This window comes from Streptosporangium saharense (genome assembly GCF_014203715.1).
GTDB lineage: Bacteria > Actinomycetota > Actinomycetes > Streptosporangiales > Streptosporangiaceae > Streptosporangium > Streptosporangium saharense.
Genome location: NZ_JACHJP010000006.1, coordinates 114,819 through 130,289, shown reverse-complemented (window position 1 = coordinate 130,289; position 15,471 = coordinate 114,819). Strand labels below are relative to the sequence as shown.

At 70.3% G+C, this 15,471-nt stretch carries 13 protein-coding genes; 4 read left to right on the top strand and 9 right to left on the bottom strand.

The annotated features are described in order from the left end of the window. Positions 1 to 202 precede the first annotated feature (202 nt). The 3 genes from FHS44_RS26200 to FHS44_RS26190 are packed head-to-tail and all read left to right on the top strand — an operon-like array spanning position 203 to position 3,162. Positions 203 to 1,879: a condensation domain-containing protein gene (locus tag FHS44_RS26200; RefSeq protein ID WP_184719256.1), complete on the top strand. Its 1,677-nt coding sequence runs from the start codon at positions 203 to 205 to the stop codon at positions 1,877 to 1,879. Positions 1,880 to 1,899: 20 nt separating this feature from the next. Then, the gene (locus FHS44_RS26195) at positions 1,900 to 2,349 is read left to right on the top strand and encodes an RrF2 family transcriptional regulator (protein WP_184719254.1); all 450 of its coding nucleotides are present in this window, start codon (positions 1,900 to 1,902) and stop codon (positions 2,347 to 2,349) included. A gap of 21 nt (positions 2,350 to 2,370) precedes the next feature. After that, the gene (locus FHS44_RS26190) at positions 2,371 to 3,162 is read left to right on the top strand and encodes a DNA-formamidopyrimidine glycosylase family protein (protein WP_184719252.1); all 792 of its coding nucleotides are present in this window, start codon (positions 2,371 to 2,373) and stop codon (positions 3,160 to 3,162) included. On the opposite strand, the gene FHS44_RS26185 is transcribed toward FHS44_RS26190, so the two are convergent. From FHS44_RS26185 to dapA, 8 genes are all read right to left on the bottom strand, one after another. Continuing rightward, the gene (locus tag FHS44_RS26185) at positions 3,159 to 3,521 is read right to left on the bottom strand and encodes a helix-turn-helix domain-containing protein (RefSeq protein WP_184719250.1); all 363 of its coding nucleotides are present in this window, start codon (positions 3,519 to 3,521) and stop codon (positions 3,159 to 3,161) included. The two genes, FHS44_RS26190 and FHS44_RS26185, sit on opposite strands and share 4 nt — an antisense overlap. A gap of 207 nt (positions 3,522 to 3,728) precedes the next feature. Beyond that, positions 3,729 to 4,232 (bottom strand): CinA family protein, encoded by a 504-nt coding sequence (locus tag FHS44_RS26180; protein WP_184719247.1) that lies wholly within the window; start codon positions 4,230 to 4,232, stop codon positions 3,729 to 3,731. Then, complete coding sequence (pgsA, locus tag FHS44_RS26175; protein WP_184719240.1) at positions 4,229 to 4,834, bottom strand: CDP-diacylglycerol--glycerol-3-phosphate 3-phosphatidyltransferase; 606 nt, start codon at positions 4,832 to 4,834, stop codon at positions 4,229 to 4,231. The genes FHS44_RS26180 and pgsA overlap by 4 nt, the downstream gene beginning before the upstream one ends. 25 nt (positions 4,835 to 4,859) lie before the next feature. Beyond that, a complete protein-coding gene (gene rimO, locus FHS44_RS26170) occupies positions 4,860 to 6,269 on the bottom strand; it encodes a 30S ribosomal protein S12 methylthiotransferase RimO (RefSeq protein WP_184719238.1) in 1,410 nt (469 codons plus the stop codon). 68 nt (positions 6,270 to 6,337) lie between these two features. Then, positions 6,338 to 7,096 carry a helix-turn-helix domain-containing protein gene (locus tag FHS44_RS26165; RefSeq protein WP_184719236.1) on the bottom strand — a complete coding sequence of 253 codons (759 nt, stop codon included), beginning with the start codon at positions 7,094 to 7,096 and terminating at the stop codon, positions 6,338 to 6,340. Between the two features lie 83 nt (positions 7,097 to 7,179). After that, on the bottom strand, positions 7,180 to 9,705 hold the full coding sequence (locus FHS44_RS26160; protein ID WP_184719234.1) for a DNA translocase FtsK: 2,526 nt from the start codon (positions 9,703 to 9,705) through the stop codon (positions 7,180 to 7,182). A gap of 144 nt (positions 9,706 to 9,849) precedes the next feature. After that, positions 9,850 to 11,535 (bottom strand): ribonuclease J, encoded by a 1,686-nt coding sequence (locus FHS44_RS26155; RefSeq protein WP_184719232.1) that lies wholly within the window; start codon positions 11,533 to 11,535, stop codon positions 9,850 to 9,852. A 155-nt stretch (positions 11,536 to 11,690) separates the two neighbouring features. Continuing rightward, the gene (gene dapA, locus FHS44_RS26150) at positions 11,691 to 12,617 is read right to left on the bottom strand and encodes a 4-hydroxy-tetrahydrodipicolinate synthase (protein WP_184719230.1); all 927 of its coding nucleotides are present in this window, start codon (positions 12,615 to 12,617) and stop codon (positions 11,691 to 11,693) included. A 575-nt stretch (positions 12,618 to 13,192) separates the two neighbouring features. Between dapA and FHS44_RS26145 the strand changes: the two genes are divergently transcribed. Continuing rightward, positions 13,193 to 13,912 (top strand): GntR family transcriptional regulator, encoded by a 720-nt coding sequence (locus tag FHS44_RS26145; protein WP_184719228.1) that lies wholly within the window; start codon positions 13,193 to 13,195, stop codon positions 13,910 to 13,912. A gap of 11 nt (positions 13,913 to 13,923) precedes the next feature. On the opposite strand, the gene FHS44_RS26140 is transcribed toward FHS44_RS26145, so the two are convergent. Continuing rightward, complete coding sequence (locus tag FHS44_RS26140; RefSeq protein WP_184719226.1) at positions 13,924 to 15,459, bottom strand: FAD-dependent monooxygenase; 1,536 nt, start codon at positions 15,457 to 15,459, stop codon at positions 13,924 to 13,926. Between the last annotated feature and the right edge of the window lie 12 nt (positions 15,460 to 15,471).

Sequence of the window (15,471 nt, the reverse complement as noted above, 5' to 3'; positions counted from 1 at the left end):
CCTCTTCCGGCATGTCATTCGTCCTCCCCACCCAGCTCGCCGTCCACCCCCACCCGCGCCCACCGCCTCCTCACAGCGCGGGATCGCCGTGAAATCAGGGCTTGCGACGTCCGCCCGTCGCGTGGAACACTCCGGGAAACGGGAAATGGTAAAGATTCTTTTCAGTAAGACTCTTGCGGCGTGTGGCGAGGCAGGTCTCGACATGGAAACCGTCATCAGGATCTCGGCCTGCTACGCGGGACGACCGACCCGGCACGGCCCCGTCACGATGGGCCAGGCGAACATGGCCCGCTGCGTGCTGCGTGACCCTCCCCTGCACATGAACTTCCGCGAGACCAGACCCCTCCCCCACGGCACCACCCTGGCCGCCGTCGTCGAGGCGGTCGGACTGCTGCTGGCCAGGCACGAGAGCCTGCGGGCCACCATCCGGGGCGGCACCCAACTCGTCTCCGGATCGGGCACCCTGCCCGTCGAGGTCCACGTCGTCGAGGACGACCCCGCGCACGACGCCGTGGACGAACTCGCCGAGGAGGTCGGCCAGCGCCTGCAGGGCGCCCGGTTCGACGTGGAGAACGAGCTTCCCATCCGGGTCGCGGTGATCACCGAGGGGGAGATCCCCCTCAGGATGGTCTTCGTGCTGACGCACACCTCGGTCGACGAGGTCGGCCTGGCCACCGTGATGCGCGACTGGGACCGGCTCATCAGGGGCGAGGCCGTACCCGAGCCGTGCCCGACCCAGCCGCTCGACCTCGCCCTTGAGGAGAAGGCCCCGCCCACCCAGGTGCGCACCGCCGCCGCCCTGCGGCACTGGGGCAACCAGCTCACCCGGGTGCCGCAGTCGATGTTCGCCGTCGACGAGGCCGCCGATCCCGAGGCGCTCAGGCCCCGGCTGCGGGTGCGCTCGACGGTGGCGGGTGAGGCGCTCGGCGCCGTCGCGCGCCGTACAGGAGCGAGCAGGTCCGTGGTCACGCTCGCCGCGCTCGGGACGCTGATCGGGGCACGGGCCGTCCAGCGGACCTGTGTGATCGCCTCGCTGACGAGCAACAGGATCCGCCCCGAGGTGCGCGACTACGTCGGCCCGCTCGCCCAGGACGCGCTGATCACCGCCGACCTGGACGTCCCCACCTTCGACGAGGCCGTCCGCCGCTTCCGCACCGCCTCCCTCACGGGCTACCAGCACACCAGGTTCGACTCGATCGCCCTGTGGGACCTGATCGGGACCGTCAACACCGAGCGGGGAGTCGACTTCGCCCGCGACTGCGTCTTCAGCGACATGAGCGGGGTCGCCCTGGCCGAGCGGGAGCCACCGCCCTCCGGCGACATCGAGTGCCGGTGGCTGCCCGAGGCGTCCTTCCCCGCCCACCTGGCGCTGTGGACCAACCGTCTTGAGGACGAGGTGGACCTGACGTTCTGGATCGACCCCCGGGTCATGTCGCGGGCCGAGGCGGAGAACTTCGGCGTCGGCCTGGTCAGGCTGCTGATCGAGGCGGGACGGCGGGTGGTCCCACTGCCGGAGGTGGCGGACCTGTGCGGCGTCACCCCCGTCGAGTACGGTTCCGGCTGGGTCCACACCGACTCCTGCTGGGTGAACCTCGACGCCGTGGAACGGCTGGTCGGCGAGGCCGTCGCGGGCCGCCCCCACCGGGTCGTCTGCGACGCCGAAGGCCGCCTGACCTGCCATGTCTCAGGGGGAACGCCCGAGGAGATCCACGCCGCGTGCGTGGCCCTGCTGCCGGGCCGTACCTCCGCGATGGCCCCGCACCACTACGTGATCCACCAGCCCGCGCCCGCGGACGCGTGGCTGCGAGCCCCTGTCGTCACCGAAGGCTGCGGACGCGAGTTCGTTTTTTCCGCTACCTCGCGCGTAAGCAGTCAATAGCAGGCGGGATAATCGATTACATGCGTCTATCCGCTCGTGTCGACTATGCCCTACGTGCCGCCGCCGAACTCGCCGCCGCGGGTGACGGACCTACCACCGTGGGTGAGCTGGCCAAGGAGCAGGACATGCCGCCCAAGTACCTGGAGAACATTCTCCTGCAGATGCGGCGAGCCGGTCTGGTCCGGGGCCAGCGAGGCCCCGAGGGTGGCTACGTGCTGGCCCGCGCCGCCTCTGAGATCACCCTGGCGGACGTGATCCGTGCCGTCGACGGGCCGCTGGCCAACGTGCGGGGCGAGCGCCCCGAGCACGTCGGCTACCGGGGTCCAGCGGAGGCGCTGCAGCAGGTCTGGATCGCGCTGCGGGCCAGTGAGCGGGCCATCCTGGAGGAGGTCACGCTCGACAGCGTGGCCACCGGTGTGCTGCCCGAGCGGGTCCGTCAGCTCGCCGCCGACCCCTCGGCGTGGGACTGATCCCCGTCCGGGACAGGGCCCATGCCCGAGGGTGACGTCGTCCATCTCACCGCGAGACGGCTCGGTCTCGCGCTCGACGGGCGGGTGCTCACCCGCTCCGACTTCCGCGTGCCCGCGCACGCCACCGCCGACCTGACCGGCCGGGCCGTGCTGGAGACCCACTCCCGGGGCAAGCACCTGCTCACCCGGATCGAGGGCGGCCTGACCGTGCACACCCATCTGCGGATGGAGGGAAGCTGGCGGATCTCCAGACCGGGTCAGGGCACGCCCCCGGGAGACGTCGTACGCCTGCTGCTGGCCAACGAGGAATGGCAGGCCACGGGAGTACGGCTCGGCATGGTCGATCTGCTGCCGACCCGGCAGGAGGCGAGGGTCGTCGGGCATCTGGGCCCCGACCTGCTCGGTGCGGACTGGGACCCCGGAGAGGCCGTACGGCGGCTGTCCGCCGCCCCGGAGACGACGATCGGAGAGGCGCTGCTCGACCAGCGCAACCTCGCGGGAATCGGGACCATCTACCGGGCGGAGACGCTGTTCCTGGCCCGTCTGTGGCCGTGGACGCCCGTCGGCGCGGTCGAGGACCTGGAGAGGGTGGTCGAGATCGCGCAGCGGCTGCTGCACGTGAACAGGGAGCGCCCCAACAGGGTGACGACAGGAGACACACGCCCTGGCCGGAACACCTGGGTCTACGGCAGGGCCGGACGGGCCTGCCTACGCTGCGGGAACCGGATCAGTCGTGGCGAGATGGGGCAAAAGCCGCAGGAACGGCTGATCATCTGGTGTCGTCGCTGCCAGCCGGAACGAGGGACCGGCTAGGCCGCGACCATGTCGTTGACCTCGGGAAAGACGGAGTCCGTAATGGCACCGGACACCACGGTCTCGGCGATCGGCAGGCGCTCACGCTCGGGCACGTCACCGGCGAGCACCGGGGCGTGCTGAAGCTCGGCCAGCGCGAACTGGTCGGAGACCTCACGCAGAACCTGTGAGAGCGGCACACCGAGGGCACCGCAGATCGACGCGAGCAATTCGGAGGAGGCCTCCTTCTGACCCCGCTCCACCTCGGACAGGTATCCGAGGGAAACACGAGCCAGTGTGGACACCTCACGCAAGGTGCGACTCTGCCGCACCCGCAGCCGCCGCAGCACGTCACCGAGCAGCTGACGCAGCAGGACCATCTGTCGCTCCCTCCCCGGCGCGGGCGCCTTCACGACACTCCGCGCGATCGGTTCGTGCCGCCCGTTCTTCGAACGCGACCCTTCGTACATACTCCTCGCCGTCATCATCGCTTGACCTTTACCTCACTCACAGCTCCACCGTACCTGTATCCACCAACCCTGCGGCAGACCGTGGTGAGCATGTTCGCTGGGGACGTAACGCGGTAATCACCCGGAATGTTCCCCCAAGTTCGACTCCAGCACACCTAAAAGCAGGTCCACGGCCTCCTTGACTGTCGATTGGCGAATTTCCTCACGCGTGCCTGCGAGGTGGAGATCCCGGTGCCATACCCGCCCATCGGGGCCACTAACGGCCAGGTGCACGGTGCCGACCGGTTTGCCGTCCTGCGGCTCAGGACCGGCGACACCGGTCGCCGCCAGGCCGTACGAGGCGCCGGTCAGCTCACGCACGCCCTCGGCCATCGCGGCGGCCACGTCGGGGTGGACCGCCCCCTCCCGGCCGAGCAGGTCCGCGGGGACGCCGAGCAGCCTGTGCTTCAGCTCGGTCGCGTAGGACAGCACGCCCCCCACGAAGGCCCCCGAGGCCCCAGGAGGCGCGCTGAGGGCCGCGCCGATCAGCCCTGCGGTCAGCGACTCGGCGACCGCCACCGTCTCTCCTCTGCGGACGAGAAGGGACAGCACGCTGGTCGCGGCGAGCAGTCGGTGGCTCATTCGCCCCGTGCCCTCCTGGCCACCTGCCGCAGCTTGACCGCCCGGATCACGTAGTCGAGCCCGGTGCCCACCGTCACGAGGACGGCGGCGCCCATGACGACCACGCGGATCGGCCCGGGAACCCCAGGCCACATGTAGGAGACGATCGCGGCGATCTGCAGGACGGTTTTCACCTTGCCGCCGTAGCTGGCGGGGATCACGCCGTGCCTGATGACCGCGAACCGCAGCACGGTGATGCCCAGTTCCCTGCCGAGGATCACGATCGTGACCCACCAGGGCAGTTCGTCGAGCAGCGAGAGGCTGATGAGCGCCGCGCCGATCAGCGCCTTGTCCGCGATCGGATCGGCGATCTTGCCGAAGTCGGTGATCAGGCCGTAGCGCCGGGCCAGCTCACCGTCGAGCAGGTCCGTCAGCGAGGCGACCAGGAAGACGGCAAGCGCGGTGAACCGCCAGCCGGTGCCCGGCACGAACAGGCAGAGCGCGAAGATGGGGACCATCGCCAGCCGTATCACCGTCACGACATTGGCGATGTTCCACGCGCTCACCTTCGGGCGCGTGGTCGCCGGCGTCGCGCCGGTGCCGGTCTCTGGCGGGTTGGTCATACGGTCTCCCGGCCCGGTGGCGCGCTCACGGCGCGGCCTTGATGCGGGCGATCAGATCCACTCCCTCTGAGTCGACCACGACGGCCCTGACGATCTGCCCGGGCACCAGGCCGATGCCCTGGACCGTGACGGACCCGTCCACCTCGGGGCCCTGGTGCTCGGCACGCCCCTCGTAGCCGCCGTCGCCGAGGTCCTCCTCGATGAGGATGTCCACCTCGGTGCCGATGCGCTCCTCGGCCCGCTGGGCCATGAGCTCGTCGGCCAGCTCGGTCAGCGTGGCCACCCTGGCGTCGACGACCTCCTGCTCCAGCTTGCCCGGCAGGTCGGCCGCCTCGGTGCCCTCCTCGTCGGAGTAGCCGAAGATGCCGACCACGTCGAGCCTGGCCTGCTCCAGGAAGGAGACCAGCTCGCCGAACTCCTCCTCGGTCTCACCGGGGAAGCCCACGATGAAGTTGGAACGGACCCCGGCCTCGGGCGCCTTGGCCCTGATCGTCTCCAGCAGGTCGAGGAAGCGCCTCGGGTCGCCGAAACGGCGCATCCGCCGCAGCACGGAGCCGCTGGCGTGCTGGAAGGACAGGTCGAAGTAGGGCGCGACGCCCTCGGTGCAGGAGATCGCCTCAAGCAGGCCGGGACGCAGCTCGGCGGGCTGCAGGTAGCTGACCCGCACCCGCTCGATCCCCTCGACGGCGGCCAGGGAGGGCAGCAGCTTCTCCAGCGCCCGCAGGTCGCCCAGGTCCTTGCCGTAGGAGGTGGAGTTCTCGCTGACCAGGACGAGCTCCCTGACGCCCTGTTCCGCCAGCCAGGTGGCCTCACCGAGCAGCTCGGCGGGGTCACGGGAGACGTAGGCGCCGCGGAAGGCGGGGATGGCGCAGAACGTGCAGCGCCTGTCGCACCCGGAGGCCAGCTTCAGCGAGGCGACGGGGCCGTCCCCCAGGCGCTTGCGCAGTGGCCGGGGACCGCTGGCCGGGGCCAGGCCCTCGGGCAGCTCGCCGTGGCCGGGGATGTTGGTCTTGGGGGCCGCGGCGCGCTCGACCGGGGAGATCGGCAGCAGGGTCCTGCGGTCGCGCGGGCTGTGCGGGACGAGCGACCTGCCTTCGAGCACGTCGTCGAGGCGCGCGCCGATCTGGGTGTAGTCGTCGAAGGAGATGACGGCTGACGCCTCGGGCAGGGCGTCGGCGAGCTGGTCACCGTACCTTTCCGCCATGCAGCCCGCGGCGACCACCTTGGCCCCCGAGTCGGCCGCGGCCAGCAGTGTGTCGATGGAGTCCTTTTTCGCTGAGTCGATGAAGCCGCAGGTGTTGACGACGATGACATCGGGGTCGTCGTCGCCCACCTGCCAGCCGGCAGCCTCAAGACGCGCGGCGAGCTCCTCTGAGTCGACCTCGTTACGCGCGCAGCCCAGCGTGATCAGCGATGCGGTTCGGCGGGATGACATGGTGGACACTACGGTATCGGGAGTTGGCGGCCACCGATGCACCTCCCCCGTTCCCAGCTCCCGCCGGGCTAGCCCGAGGTGGACTCCGACATGCCGTAGGAGCGGTTGACGACCTGCCCACGGCGTCCCGGGGTGCCGAGGTTCTTGCCGTTGAGCTGCAGGGAGACGGCCCCGCCGTCGCTGAAGGTGACCTTCATCCCTTTCTCGGCCCGCCAGACCGAGGTTTTACCCGCCTCCAGCGTGCCGGAGAAGAGTTTTTTGCCACCCACGTCCTTCACGTCGAGCCACGAGGAGCGCTTCGCGCTGATCTTGAGGACCACGGGACCGCTCACCGTGCCCGCGGCCAGCGAGTTGGGCTTGCGCGTCGGCCCGGGCGTGTCGGGCCTCCTGCCCGCCTCCGACGGCGAGGGTACAGCCGGGCGCACATCGGCCGTGGGGGTCTCCCCCTGCCCGCCCATGGTCTTGACCACGCCGAAGACCACCACGATGGCCAGCGCGACGCCCATGGCCATCGTCCAGTTGGGCGAGCGGCTCTCCCGGATCTTGATGGGGGTCTCCGCCTGGAACACGCTGGCGGCCCTGACCGGCTGCGGCACGCCCCCGTGCTCCTCGTCGTACTCGTGCACCACGGCCTCGGGATCGAGCCCCAGGGCCTTGGCGATGTTGCGGACGTGGCCCCGCGCGTAGAAGTCCCCTCCGCACTGGGAGAAGTCGTCCCGCTCGATCGCGTGGATCAGTGCCTCGCGAACGCGTGTGTGCGCGCTCAGCTCCGTGACGGTCAGTCCCGCCGACCGGCGCGCCTGCGCCAAACTGCTGCCAATGCTCATAGCCGCACGCCCCCAAAGCACCCGACGCTGCGTAGTGAGTCCTATTCAACCAGTAATCGGGTTGCTCCCGTACGTCGGGGGCGTCATTGACCCCGCAGGTCGGCCAGGAGGCCGGGCAGCTCGTCGGGCTTGACCATGACCTCGCGTGCCTTGGAGCCCTCGCTGGGCCCCACGACGTTCCTGCTCTCCAGCAGGTCCATCAGCCGCCCGGCCTTGGCGAAGCCGACCCGCAGCTTGCGCTGGAGCATCGAGGTCGAGCCGAACTGGGTGGTCACGATCAGCTCGGCGGCCTGGACCAGCAGGTCGAGGTCGTCGCCGATGTCCTCGTCGATCTCCTTCTTGGCGGTCGCCGAGGCGGACACGTCGTCGCGGTACTCGACCTGCATCTGCTCCTTGCAGTGCGAGACGACCTCGGTGATCTCCTTCTCGGAGATGAAGGCGTTCTGCAGCCGCATGGGCTTGCTCGCGCCCATCGGCAGGAACAGCGCGTCACCCTGTCCGACCAGCTTCTCGGCGCCCGGCTGGTCCAGGATGACCCGGGAGTCGGCCAGCGAGGAGGTCGCGAAGGCCAGCCTGGAGGGCACGTTGGCCTTGATCAGGCCGGTGACCACGTCCACGCTGGGCCGCTGGGTCGCGATGACCAGGTGGATGCCCGCGGCGCGGGCGAGCTGGGTGATGCGGACGATGGAGTCCTCGACGTCGCGGGGGGCGACCATCATCAGGTCGGCCAGCTCGTCCACGATCACCAGGAGGTAGGGGTAGGGCTGGTAGACGCGCTCGCTGCCCGGCGGCGGCACGAGCTTGCCCGCGCGCACCGCCTTGTTGAAGTCGTCGACGTGCCGGAAGCCGCTGGCGGCCAGGTCGTCGTAGCGGCGGTCCATCTCGCCGACCACCCACTCCAGGGCTTCGGCGGCCTTCTTCGGGTTGGTGATGATCGGCGTGATCAGGTGCGGAATGCCCTCGTAGACGCTCAGCTCGACCCGCTTGGGGTCGACCAGCACCATCCGCACCTCGTCGGGCGTGGCGCGCATCAGGATCGAGGAGATCAGGCCGTTGACGCAGACCGACTTGCCCGCGCCGGTCGCGCCCGCGATGAGCAGATGCGGCATCTTGGCGAGGTTGGCCACGATGGTGCGGCCCTCGACGTCCTTGCCCAGGCCGACGATCATCGGGTGGTGGTCCGCCTGGGCCACCTGCGAGCGCAGGATGTCGCCGAGGGAGACCAGGTCCTTGTCGGTGTTGGGGATCTCCACGCCGATCGCCGACTTGCCGGGGATCGGCGACAGGATGCGCACGTCGGCGGACTTGACGGCGTAGGCGATGTTCCTGGTGAGCGCGGTGACCTTCTCGACCTTGACCGCGGGGCCCAGCTCGATCTCGTAGCGCGTCACCGTCGGCCCCCGGGTGAACCCGATCACCTGGGCGTCGATGGAGAACTGCTCCATCACGCTGGTCAGCGCGTTGACCACGACGGTGTTGGCCTTGGTCTGCGGCTTGGGGGCGCTGCCGGGGCGCAGGAACTGGATGTCGGGCAGCGTGTAGGGGCCCGCCTGCGGCGACAGGACGAGCTGCTCGACCTTGCGCGGCGCCGGGGTCGGGGCGGGCGGCTCCACCTTGGTCGCGGAGACCGCCTCCTCCTCCGGCTGTTCCTCGGTGAGCCCGGGGACGATCTCCGGGGAGTGATCCGCCGCCCCCGCCGCCGCCTGCCGCTCGGTGACCACCGGCGTGTCGTACGGCTTGACCGTCTCGCCGCCCTCGCGCTCTTCCGCGGGCCGTTTGCGCGCGGGCTTCTTCCCGGTCCTGGACCTGGGGGGCGCCTCCCGGTCGAAGAGCATGTGCCTGATCTCGGCCAGCCGCTCGGGGATCCGGTGGACCGGGGTCGCGGTGATCACCAGGACGCCGAACCCGGACAGGATCAGCAGCAGCGGGATCGTGACGAAGGCGGGCAGGATGCTCGCGGGCGGCGCCGAGACGATGAAGCCGACCATGCCCCCGGCGGCCGAGACCTTGTCCATCCCGTCGGAGGGCCCTCCCGACGGGTACGGCGTGTCGTGCACCACGTGCACGACGCCGAGCAGGCCGACCATGAGCGCCGACCACCCGATGCCCATCCTGCCGGTGTCGGCGTTCTGGTCGGGGTGGCGAAGCAGCCGCCAGGCCAGCAGCGCGAGCAGGACGGGGACCAGCCAGGCCAGGGACCCGAAGGTCCCGCGCATGACCCCGTTGACCACCTCGGAGACCGTGCCCGTGGTGTCCCGCCAGAGGATGGCGGCGAGCGCGATGGCCCCGGAGAACACCGCAAGGCCGAGCCCGTCGCGGCGGTGCACCGGGTCGAGCTCCCTGGCGTTCTGCCCCAGGGCACGCGCCGCGGTGCCGACGCCGCCCGCCAGGAGCATCCAGATCCCCATGAACAGCTTGCCGATCATGGTGAAGAGCCAGCCGAGCGGGTCGTGCTGGGGACCCGAGGGCCTGCTGGGGCGCGGGGCGGGCTTCGCCCGGGTGGTGGCGACCCGCCTGACGGGAGCCGTGCGGGGCGCGGAGGACCCGGACCGGCCCGACCCCTTGGCGGGAGTCCTGCCTGAGGCGCCTTTAGACGTACCGGTGGCCATGCTAGCGAGGCTATCGACCCCGGCCGCCGATCACGCGCAGGCTCGCCGGTACCAGCCTCACCATATAGAACAAAAACCCCAAAGATCCAAATCTCCCGACATGCCGTACGGCCTGCCTGAGCGGGCCGTACGGCTGGCGCGAGGTCAGACCTCGACCACCACGGGGATGATCATCGGGCGGCGGCGGTAGGTGTCGCTCACCCAGCGCCCCACGGTCCTGCGGACCACCCTGCGGATCTGCTGGATGTCGACGACGCCGTCGGCGGCGTTCTCCTCGATCGCCCTCTCGATCTGCGGGAGGACCTCCGTGAGCCGCTCGGGGTCGATGCCCGACCCGCGGGCGTGGATCTCCGGCCCGCCGGTCAGCTTGCCCGTGCCGGTGTCGACCACCACGACGATGGAGATGAAGCCCTCCTCGCCCAGGATGCGACGGTCCTTGAGGGCGAAGTCGGTGACGTCGCCGACCGAGGTGCCGTCCACGTAGACGTAACCTGCGGGGACCGCTCCCACGATCCGCGCGCGACCGTCGACCAGGTCCACCACGACGCCGTCCTCGGCGATCACGATGTGGTCGTCGGGAACCCCGGTCAACGCGGCGAGCTTGGCGTGCGCCCGCAGGTGACGCCACTCGCCGTGCACCGGCATGAAGTTCGACGGCCTGGTCAGGTTGAGCACGTAGAGCAGCTCACCCGCCGCGGCGTGCCCGGAGACGTGCACCTTGGCGTTGCCCTTGTGCACCACGCGGGCGCCCCAGCGGCTCAGCCCGTTGATCACCTTGTTGACCGCGGTCTCGTTGCCCGGGACCAGGGAGGAGGCCAGCAGGACGGTGTCGCCCTCGGCCACCCTGATCGGGTGGTCGCGGTTGGCCATGCGCGACAGCGCCGCCATCGGCTCGCCCTGGGAGCCGGTGCAGATCAGCACCACGTCCTCGGGCGGCCAGCCCTCGATCTCCTTGGCGTCGACGATGACGTCGGAGGCCACCCGCAGGTAGCCCAGATCCCTGGCGACGCCCATGTTGCGCACCATCGAACGACCGACCAGCGCGACCTTGCGGCCGTGCTTCTGCGCGGAGTCGATGACCTGCTGGACGCGGTGGATGTGGGAGGCGAAGCTCGCCACGATCACCCGCTTCTCCGCGGTGCGGATCACCTCGTCGATGACCGGGGCGATCTCCCGCTCACTGGTGACGAAGCCCGGGACCTCGGCGTTCGTCGAGTCCGACATCAGCAGGTCGACGCCCTCGGCGCCGAGCCTGGCGAACCCTCCCAGGTCGGTCAGCCGCCCGTCGCTGGGCAGTTGGTCCATCCGGAAGTCACCGGTGTGCAGGACGATGCCCGCGGGCGTCCTGATCGCCACGGCCAGCGCGTCCGGGATCGAGTGGTTGACGGCGAAGAACTCGGTCTCGAACGGACCGAACACGCGCCGCTCACCCTCGACCACCTCGACCTTGACCGGCTGGATGCGGTGCTCGGTGAGCTTGGCCTCGATCAGCGCCAGCGTCAGCTTCGAACCGACGATCGGAATGTCACGCCGCTCCCTCAGCAGGTACGGCACGGCACCGATGTGGTCCTCGTGGGCGTGCGTCAGAACCAGTGCCTCGACGTCGTCGAGACGGTCCCTGATGTACTCGAAGTCGGGCAGTATCAGGTCGACGCCGGGCTGGTCGGGCTCGGGGAAGAGCACCCCGCAGTCGACGATCAGCAGCCGTCCGTCGTACTCGAAGACCGCCATGTTGCGGCCGATCTCGCCCAGGCCGCCCAGGGCGACGATGCGCAGCGCGCCTTCGGGGAGCGCGGGCGGCAGCCCGAGCTCCGGGTGGGGGTGACTCATCCGGCCACGCCTCTCTGGTAGGTGGAGGCGGCCCCCTCTGACGGCAGGACTGCTCCCTCGCCGAGCACCCCGATCACCGGCGGGCCACTGTGTCCTCTGTCACTCAAACTTCCGTTTCTCCCCTCTGCGGCCGTCACCGGCCGCCGCGTTACCTCTCATGACACATCTCCGTCGGGCAGCTTCACGCCACCCGCGATCAAGTCTTCTCTCAGCCGCGCGACCTGCTCCGCCGTGGCGTCGGCCAGCGGCGCCCGCACCGGTCCCGCGGAGCGCCCCACCAGGGTCAGCGCCGCCTTCGTCATGATCGCACCGCCCGCCCGCGTCATGACGCCCGCGACCACCGGCAGGATCGCACGGTGTACGGCGAGCGCTCCCGCGACGTCGCCGGAACGGTACAGGCTCATCATCGTGGCGATCTCGGCGCCCACCACGTGCCCGATGACACTGACGCACCCCGCGGCCCCAACCGAGATCCACGGCAGGTTGAGCGTGTCGTCCCCCGAGTAGAAGACGAGGTCGGTCGCCGCCATCACCTGGGACCCGGCGAACAGGTCGGCCTTGGCGTCCTTGACCGCGACGATCCGCTCGTGGGCGGCCAGCCGCAGCAGGGTGGCGGTCTCGATGGGCACGCCGCTGCGGCCCGGGATGTCGTAGAGCATCACCGGCAGGCCGGTGGCGTCGGCCACGGCGGTGAAGTGCCGGTAGAGCCCCTCCTGCGGGGGCTTGCTGTAGTAGGGCGTCACCACCAGCAGGCCGTGCGCCCCGGCGCGCTCGGCAGCCTTGGCCAACTCGACGCTGTGGCGGGTGTCGTTCGTTCCCGCCCCCGCCACGACCGTGGCGCGGTCGCCGACCTCCTCGACGACGATGCGCAGAATGCGCTCCTTCTCCTCGTCCGTGGTCGTCGGGGACTCCCCGGTGGTGCCGCTCACGACGAGCCCGTCGTTGCGCTGCTCGTCCACCAGGTAGGCGGCAAGGCGCCGCACTCCCTCGTAGTCGACCGAGCCGTCGGTGGTGAACGGTGTGACCATCGCGGTCAGCATGCGGCCGAAGGGGGCGTCAGAGGTTCGAGTTGGCGCTGCCATAGACCGAACGCTACCCGGATCCACGCAAACGGTAGACCCCGCCACCCCGCCTAGCCCCTCCTCCCCCCTCCAACCAGCCCCAACCCCCGTTCACCCCGCCCTCACCCCCGACGAACAAGGCCAGCCCCTCTACTCCTCCAAATCCCAAACCAGACAAACCCCCAAGAAACACAGCCCGAACATCACCCCCCGGAGATGAAGGGTTTGACCTGTGCCTTACCGACGCCATGCGTGAGGGGTTTGCTTGGGCGCGCCGACGCTTGGACTGAGGAGCGAAGGAGCGAAGCGGATGAGCGACGAGGGAAAGCGTTGGCCTCAGGCGCCCAAGCCCCCGCGCCGCCGCCAGGCGGCGCAAAGCAAACACAGAGGCCGCCGATATGTGCTCGGGGGTACACACATCGACGGCCTCTGTAGGTGAATCGAGGCACCTTACGCGGGCGTTACACAGTCTCTGAGATATTTTCAGGCGCTCTCCAGAGGCCGCAAAGTTGGAACTCCAAATTGCCGCCATTACCGTGAGTTGTCCACCGAATACGTCAGGATGGGGCGACGCTGTCGAACCCAGGGATGGACACGTGGCAAGCTCCGATCCGGTCTACCTGCGCGTCGTCGCCGATATCCGCCGCCAGATCGTCGACGGCTCCCTTCCTCCCGGCGCGCCGATCCCCTCCCGCGCCCAGCTGACCAGAAAGTACGGCGTGGGCGAGACGGCCGCCCGTCACGCGCTTCGGGTGCTCGCCGCGGAGGGTCTGATCGTCGGCCGTGTCGGCTCCGGCCACTACGTCAGGGCGACGCCGGTGCTGCTGCCGTTGCACCGCTGGCGCTTCCACGACCACCACGCCCCCTTCGGCGCGGACATCCAGTCGCAGGGCACCCGCGCCACCTGGGAGTGGCGGGCCGAGCACACGGAGGCGCCCCCCGGCATCGCCCAGCGGCTGCGCCTGGACGAGTCCGCCCCCGTGACCCGTGTCCGCTACGTCTTTCGCGGCGACGGCAAGCCGGTCCAGCTCGCCACCTCCTACGAGCCCGCCGGGTTCGGCGAGCCCGCGGCCGAGGAGAGCCCCCGAGGCCTGATCTCCCGGCTCTCCGCCCTCGGCATCAAGGTCACCGAGATCGTCGAGCACGTCTACACCCGCGTGCCCCAGCCGACGGAGAGCGACGTCCTGGCCCTGCCTGCCGGTGTCCACGTCCTGCATGTGGAGCGCACCCACTGGGCGGGTGACCGTCCGGTCGAGACCAGCGACATCGTCATCCCCGGTGACCGTTTCCGCCTGGTCTACAACCACCCCCTGTAGGAGACCGGCGCTCAGGGGTTCCCGCCCGCGCCCGTGACGGCGGGTGCCCCGAGCCAGGCCGACAGGGCCGCCTCAAGCGAGGCCGGGTCCGTACGGCCCGCGTCCGCCGCCCAGGCGACGAATCCGTCGGGCCTGACGAGCAGCCCGGCCAGCTGCGGCAGCTCGGCGACCGGCCCCTCGACGACCTCGATCCGGTCGCGGTAGCCGTACACCGAGGCGGTGAGCTCCCCTGACGGGTCGAGCAGCAGTGCGCGCCCGGTGTGCAGGTGGTCGGCGAGCCTGGAGCCGTCGGCCAGTTCCAGGTCGGGGGCGCTGCCGCCGGTCAGCGGGTGGTCGCCGGGGATGTCGTAGTGCTGCCAGACGCCGGAGATCTGCTTGACGAAGTAGGTGGTCCCGGCCACGGTCCCCGCCAGGTCGGCGACCACCGCGCGCATCGCCCTGGCGTGGGGGTCGGGACGCATCACCGCGATCTGGGCGCGGGTCCATTCGAGCACCCAGGCGCCGATGGGGTGGCGTTCGGCGGTGTAGGTGTCGAGCAGGTCCTCGGGGGCGTGGCCGCGCACGGTGGCGGCGAGCTTCCAGCCGAGGTTCATCGCGTCGCCGAGGCCGAGGTTGAGTCCCTGGCCGCCGAAGGGTGAGTGGACGTGGGCGGCGTCCCCGGCGAGCAGCACCCGGCCCTTCCGGTAGGTGGACGCCTGCCTGGCGTTGTCGGTGAACCGGGTCGCGGTCCTGATGCCGGTCACGACGACGGGTGCCCCGGTGACCCGCCTGATCGAGCCCTGCAGTTCCTCGGGGGTGACGGGGGTCTCCCTGTCCTTGGGCACCCCGTCGAACTCCACGGTCAGGATCCGCCCGGGGAGGGGGCCGTGGGCGTAGACCCCGGTCGGGGTGGCGTGCCATCCCAGCCGCAGTTCCTGGGTGTTCTCCATCTCGGCCATGGCCTGGTAGGCGGTGACCTCGGGGGCGGTGCCGGGGAAGTCGAAGCCCGCGAGCTTGCGCACGGTGCTTCTTCCCCCGTCGCAGCCGACCAGCCAGCTTCCGCGGACCGGCCCCTCCGTGGTGGTGACGGTCACCCCGTCCCGGTCGGCCTCGAAGCCGGTCAGCTCCACTCCCCTGCGCACCTCGATCCCGAGTTCGGCGGCGCGCTCGGCGAGGATTCCCTCAAGCTGCTGCTGGCTGACCAGCTTGACGTTGTCACCGGGGCCGTTCCCGCCCAGGTCGGGGTCGGCGGGGTCGATCAGGTCTCCCCTGAGGGTGATCCCTCCGAAGTGCCCCGCGAACTTCGGCCCCGCCTTGGCTCCGCCCTGTGGGCCGCCCGGTTTCACGAACTTCGCGAGGTTCTCCTCCTGCGCGGCGCTGAGCGCGGACAGCAGGCCGCGCCGGTAGAGCGCGTCGACGCTGGGTGTGTTGAGCGATCCGGCCTTGATGGTCTGGTCGATCTCGGTCAGCCGTTCGAGCACCACGACCGAGGCACCCCCGAGCGCCAGCTCGCAGGCCAGCATCAGCCCGACCGGTCCGCCTCCGGCCACCACGACGTCGTACGACATGTCTTCCTCCAG

Excerpts from the sequence above, each read along its gene's own strand:
- FHS44_RS26200 (WP_184719256.1), top strand. The coding sequence starts at position 203 with ATGGAAACCGTCATCAGGATCTCGGCCTGCTACGCGGGACGACCGACC.
- FHS44_RS26195 (WP_184719254.1), top strand. The coding sequence starts at position 1,900 with ATGCGTCTATCCGCTCGTGTCGACTATGCCCTACGTGCCGCCGCCGAA.
- FHS44_RS26190 (WP_184719252.1), top strand. The coding sequence starts at position 2,371 with ATGCCCGAGGGTGACGTCGTCCATCTCACCGCGAGACGGCTCGGTCTC.
- FHS44_RS26185 (WP_184719250.1), bottom strand. The coding sequence starts at position 3,521 with ATGGTCCTGCTGCGTCAGCTGCTCGGTGACGTGCTGCGGCGGCTGCGG.
- FHS44_RS26180 (WP_184719247.1), bottom strand. The coding sequence starts at position 4,232 with ATGAGCCACCGACTGCTCGCCGCGACCAGCGTGCTGTCCCTTCTCGTC.
- pgsA (WP_184719240.1), bottom strand. The coding sequence starts at position 4,834 with ATGACCAACCCGCCAGAGACCGGCACCGGCGCGACGCCGGCGACCACG.
- rimO (WP_184719238.1), bottom strand. The coding sequence starts at position 6,269 with ATGTCATCCCGCCGAACCGCATCGCTGATCACGCTGGGCTGCGCGCGT.
- FHS44_RS26165 (WP_184719236.1), bottom strand. The coding sequence starts at position 7,096 with ATGAGCATTGGCAGCAGTTTGGCGCAGGCGCGCCGGTCGGCGGGACTG.
- FHS44_RS26160 (WP_184719234.1), bottom strand. The coding sequence starts at position 9,705 with ATGGCCACCGGTACGTCTAAAGGCGCCTCAGGCAGGACTCCCGCCAAG.
- FHS44_RS26155 (WP_184719232.1), bottom strand. The coding sequence starts at position 11,535 with ATGAGTCACCCCCACCCGGAGCTCGGGCTGCCGCCCGCGCTCCCCGAA.
- dapA (WP_184719230.1), bottom strand. The coding sequence starts at position 12,617 with ATGGCAGCGCCAACTCGAACCTCTGACGCCCCCTTCGGCCGCATGCTG.
- FHS44_RS26140 (WP_184719226.1), bottom strand. The coding sequence starts at position 15,459 with ATGTCGTACGACGTCGTGGTGGCCGGAGGCGGACCGGTCGGGCTGATG.